The organism is Verrucomicrobiota bacterium, assembly GCA_038744685.1.
GTDB lineage: Bacteria > Verrucomicrobiota > Verrucomicrobiia > Opitutales > Puniceicoccaceae > Puniceicoccus.
Genome location: JBCDMB010000056.1, coordinates 1 through 3,559 on the forward strand (window position 1 = coordinate 1; position 3,559 = coordinate 3,559).

The following is a 3,559-nucleotide window of genomic DNA, read 5'->3' on the forward strand; positions in this document are numbered from 1 at the left end:
AAAACCTCCTTAACTATTTCCACTATCGAGTCTGTATCGACGCCGGACAAAATCATCCTTCCCGTTGTTTAGTTTCAGAATCAGGATTACTGACCAACAAACACAATCCTTAATCTGCGCCAATTCGCGAAATCTGCGGACTTACACCGTCATTCCATTGATCTCCCGAGAAGGCCACCAACGCACAGCCGGGGAATCAGACTCTTCCCGCAAATGCCAAAGGCCCCGCCCGTAGCGATTCGCCCAAGTCCGCATCCCATCCTCCCGTTCGACCGATACCTGTAGCCCAGCGTAATCGACAGGCGGCGGCCACGGCCGGGAGTTTTCTATGGTCTTCTCTTTGATCATTGGTTCTATAACCCGATCTTCTCTGCCATCTGTCTTTCGGCCTCTGCCACGTGCCCGTCTGCAACGTCCCGCCAGTAGTTGTATTTAGCCTCATTCTTCATTTGCAGATAACCCTCTGCGATCAAGCTGGCGGTGTTCGCAGCTTCATATGGATCCCCTCGACGCTGAACGATCTCGTATTGTTCTTCATATTGAGCGACTACAGGAAGGTAGAGGCGCTCCGTAGGAGTGAGCTCCCGAGGTTTCGGTTGCGCCAGGGTAACGGCTTTTTCCTCTTCTCGTTTTTCGAACCACTCGTCAACCCCCTGCTGGTAGGCCTCGTCGACTGGATCGCTCTCTTCCTGGGTTGTGACGATCGCTACGATCAATCCAACGCCAACAAGCGCTACCGCCAAAACAATCCCCAAAGTCTTCCCGCTCATTTCTGTTCTTTCCTCACTCATAGTATTTCCTCCGTGTTCTCTGTGGTTAAAATCACTCAAAATCAGCAGGATCACAGACCTTTCTGAGTTTGTGGTAAGCATGACCCAGCCCACCTGAAGCCGCCTCCGCAGCGTCCAAATAGTCTCTTACGATCAACTCGATGTTCGCCCTCGTGGGTTCACCTCGAGGACCCACTTGCATAGGATCCTCGGTTCGGGCTCGGGTAAACCCGTAGCGGGCCGCCATCTCTGAAACCCTTTCTTTCAGAGTTTCCGGTAAGTCTACATTTGCGGACTGAGCTAACACTAGAATCCTTTCTGTTAAGGGATCACTGGGGACCTTTCTCCCCGTTTCTATAGAAGAAAGATAAGTGCGATCGATGCTCAGTCTTTGCGCCATCTGGGACTGATTGAGACCCATGCGGCGACGGGTGACGCTAGCCACTTCGGAGATCTCAGACGACTGCATTGAGAGCGATGTAAACTTTTTCTACAAACATGTTGACTAATGCGGCATAATGTCCACAAACGTGGATAGATTCTACAAATGATGCCCTCAAATCAAGCCCAAACATTTTCCAAAAAAGTGAAGATCGAGCTGATCCGAAGGCAGTTGAGCGTTTCCTCTCTTGCCAAGCGCATCGGAATCCGACGCGACAGTGTCAGCCGGGCCATCTCGGGCAGTCGTAAATTTCCCCGCATTGCTGAGCGGATCCGAAAGGAGCTGGACCTGTGAGTGGTGATTTAGAGATGCGCCCAATCGGTCTCCTCAAAAGAGAAATGATCGAGAAGATCATTCTGGAAAAGGCTCAGTCGGAAGAGTGGGAGCTGCGCCCTGAACTCTATCGCCTTGCAGCGGACCTCGCATCCTGCCCAGAGCGTCGTTCCAAACTCGATCAAACCGCGTGGTGCATCGCTGCTGCGGGTCAAATGCAAAGAGAACTCTTTCAAGAAACGGATCGATGACCAAAGCCCAAAAGAAAAAGGAAATGATCTCCATCCTTTATTGGAGTCACCTCTCATTCTCAGACCAGCGCAGACTCTTCGAACTGGCGGGAGTTTCAACCTCTATAAAAGACGTTCTCGAATATCATCGTTTCCGGCGGGCAGAGGAAAGGATCAAAAAGCTAAACTTCGAAGACTTTGCCGGTTTAAGCGATGACGACCTCCATGCCCTAGGCGAGCTCTTCAAACTCCGGATCGAAGAACTCTTCTCCACCCCACAACCGAAAACCGGAAACCGACCAATCGAAAAACTGTGAGCGCAGCGACCCAACACGAGTTCCCATTCGCCAGCCTCGATTTTCCGGGCGTATCCGTTTTGCGGCCACAGCAAATCGGCGGAGAGAACTCACCCATCGGAGTGAGCGAGGAACACGTCTACCGTTTAATCGAATCGGGCGACCTAACCGCGATTGATATATCCCGGCGCAACGGCATCGCAGAGACGGATTCTCTTGGCCGGGCTAAGCGGCAGTTCCTCCGAGTGCCAAAGGAGGTCTGGCATTCCTGGTGCATGTCCCGACAAACCGCTCCCTTCAAACCCCTCCACAATCAGCTAACGACCGACCAACTCCGCCAGCACACACAGGACTGCCTCCGCGAACTTCAAAGGAGAGGAGTGCGGATATGAAGATGCCACTATTCGCGATTCATGCGAGCGCGGTATCGTGCAGCGATCCGAAGGATAAACCCATGGATCACACAAGCGAGGCCCCACAAGGCGACGAGAATCGCGACGAGGGCTTCCCACCCATAGCTCTTAGGGCCTTCCATGACCTGAGAGCCTTTCAACCAACAGCTCAAATCTCCAGCCGAAACGAATCCAAGAGCAAGGGGGTGACGGTATGAACGTCTACCACCAACCCCATGCGAAGAGACGCCGCCCGGAGATCGACGAAGGCCTCGACCGCTGCATGGAAAAGGCCAGCTACGGAAAGCCATGGACGCAGAAGGCCATCGCAGACGAGTGCGGCTGCCGGCTCCAATACATCCAGCAAGTCGAGCTGAACGCCCTCAAACACCTCCGCAACAGACTAACGACCGAGGCCAAAGAGATCACCCCTCTCAATTTCCTCCCTTCAAACTTCCTAAGAGCCCAATGATCCCCGGCTTTCACACTTCACTCTTCGAACTTTCCACTTCCTAAACCGTGATCCCGATCCAGCATACCTACCCCTGCGTTATCGCCTACGAGTTTGAGACAGGCACCGCACTGGATGGCTCGCCCGTGCCCAAAAATGCTACCGAGGAAGAGATCCGAGAGGCTGCCTGCAGGCTCCTCGACCCCGAACTCCCCGCAGACCTCTACTGCAACCTAGCGGAGGCCACTTTCATTTACTACACACCCGCCGGAATGCCCGGCTGGTCCTTCCGCCTCGAGGAAGACGAAACAATCCCAGCAACCGCTTAACGACCATGCCAGAAAAACGAGCCATCCTCATCCCCGTAGCCCAGCTTCTTTTCGATCCCGAAATCCAAATGCGGACTGGATTGGACGATGACCACCTCGGCGATTTGGTCGCCGCTCTCAAAGCAGGTAAAGACTTACCCCCAATCGACGTTTTCCCCGCACAAGGCGACGACCCCATCGGCCCGAATGGAGAGCACTATTATATAGCGGATGGAAACCACCGTGGCTCTGCCTATCGCCTCGCCGATCGTGAGCAAATCGCGATTTACCAGCACACCGGTGGAAGGGCCGCTGCAATCAAATTCGCCCTCGGTGCCAACGCCGAGCACAACGCACTACGGCGGACAAATTCCGACAAACGGAAGGCCGTCAAAAC

Annotated in this window: 10 protein-coding genes; 5 read left to right on the top strand and 5 right to left on the bottom strand. The window is 53.8% G+C overall.

The annotated features are described in order from the left end of the window. Positions 1-141 precede the first annotated feature (141 nt). Genes AAGJ81_16215 through AAGJ81_16225 form a run of 3 tightly spaced genes read right to left on the bottom strand, consistent with a single transcriptional unit; the run spans position 142 to position 1,239 of the window. Entirely contained in the window at positions 142-348 is a 207-nt protein-coding gene (locus AAGJ81_16215) for a hypothetical protein (protein MEM0967694.1), read from the bottom strand. A 5-nt stretch (positions 349-353) separates the two neighbouring features. After that, positions 354-791 (bottom strand): hypothetical protein, encoded by a 438-nt coding sequence (locus AAGJ81_16220; protein ID MEM0967695.1) that lies wholly within the window; start codon positions 789-791, stop codon positions 354-356. Positions 792-822: 31 nt separating this feature from the next. Further along, entirely contained in the window at positions 823-1,239 is a 417-nt protein-coding gene (locus AAGJ81_16225) for a helix-turn-helix transcriptional regulator (GenBank protein ID MEM0967696.1), read from the bottom strand. Between the two features lie 263 nt (positions 1,240-1,502). Between AAGJ81_16225 and AAGJ81_16230 the strand changes: the two genes are divergently transcribed. Genes AAGJ81_16230 through AAGJ81_16240 form a run of 3 tightly spaced genes read left to right on the top strand, consistent with a single transcriptional unit; the run spans position 1,503 to position 2,403 of the window. Beyond that, positions 1,503-1,736, top strand: a complete 234-nt coding sequence (locus AAGJ81_16230; protein MEM0967697.1) for a hypothetical protein — start codon at positions 1,503-1,505, stop codon at positions 1,734-1,736. Continuing rightward, positions 1,733-2,032, top strand: a complete 300-nt coding sequence (locus AAGJ81_16235) for a hypothetical protein (GenBank protein MEM0967698.1) — start codon at positions 1,733-1,735, stop codon at positions 2,030-2,032. The genes AAGJ81_16230 and AAGJ81_16235 overlap by 4 nt, the downstream gene beginning before the upstream one ends. Continuing rightward, positions 2,029-2,403 (top strand): hypothetical protein, encoded by a 375-nt coding sequence (locus tag AAGJ81_16240; GenBank protein ID MEM0967699.1) that lies wholly within the window; start codon positions 2,029-2,031, stop codon positions 2,401-2,403. Before AAGJ81_16235 ends, AAGJ81_16240 begins: the two co-directional genes overlap by 4 nt. A gap of 8 nt (positions 2,404-2,411) precedes the next feature. Here AAGJ81_16240 and AAGJ81_16245 read toward each other — a convergent pair whose 3' ends face one another. Continuing rightward, positions 2,412-2,546, bottom strand: a complete 135-nt coding sequence (locus AAGJ81_16245; GenBank protein ID MEM0967700.1) for a hypothetical protein — start codon at positions 2,544-2,546, stop codon at positions 2,412-2,414. Between the two features lie 26 nt (positions 2,547-2,572). Further along, positions 2,573-2,794 carry a hypothetical protein gene (locus AAGJ81_16250; GenBank protein ID MEM0967701.1) on the bottom strand — a complete coding sequence of 74 codons (222 nt, stop codon included), beginning with the start codon at positions 2,792-2,794 and terminating at the stop codon, positions 2,573-2,575. Positions 2,795-2,922: 128 nt separating this feature from the next. On the opposite strand from AAGJ81_16250, the gene AAGJ81_16255 reads away from it, so the two are divergent. Together AAGJ81_16255 and AAGJ81_16260 are read left to right on the top strand one after the other, a co-directional pair. Further along, positions 2,923-3,183, top strand: coding sequence for a hypothetical protein (locus AAGJ81_16255; GenBank protein ID MEM0967702.1), 261 nt, complete (start codon positions 2,923-2,925; stop codon positions 3,181-3,183). 5 nt (positions 3,184-3,188) lie between these two features. Beyond that, positions 3,189-3,559, top strand: a 371-nt coding sequence (locus tag AAGJ81_16260) for a ParB N-terminal domain-containing protein (protein ID MEM0967703.1), incomplete at its 3' end; no start/stop codon positions are given.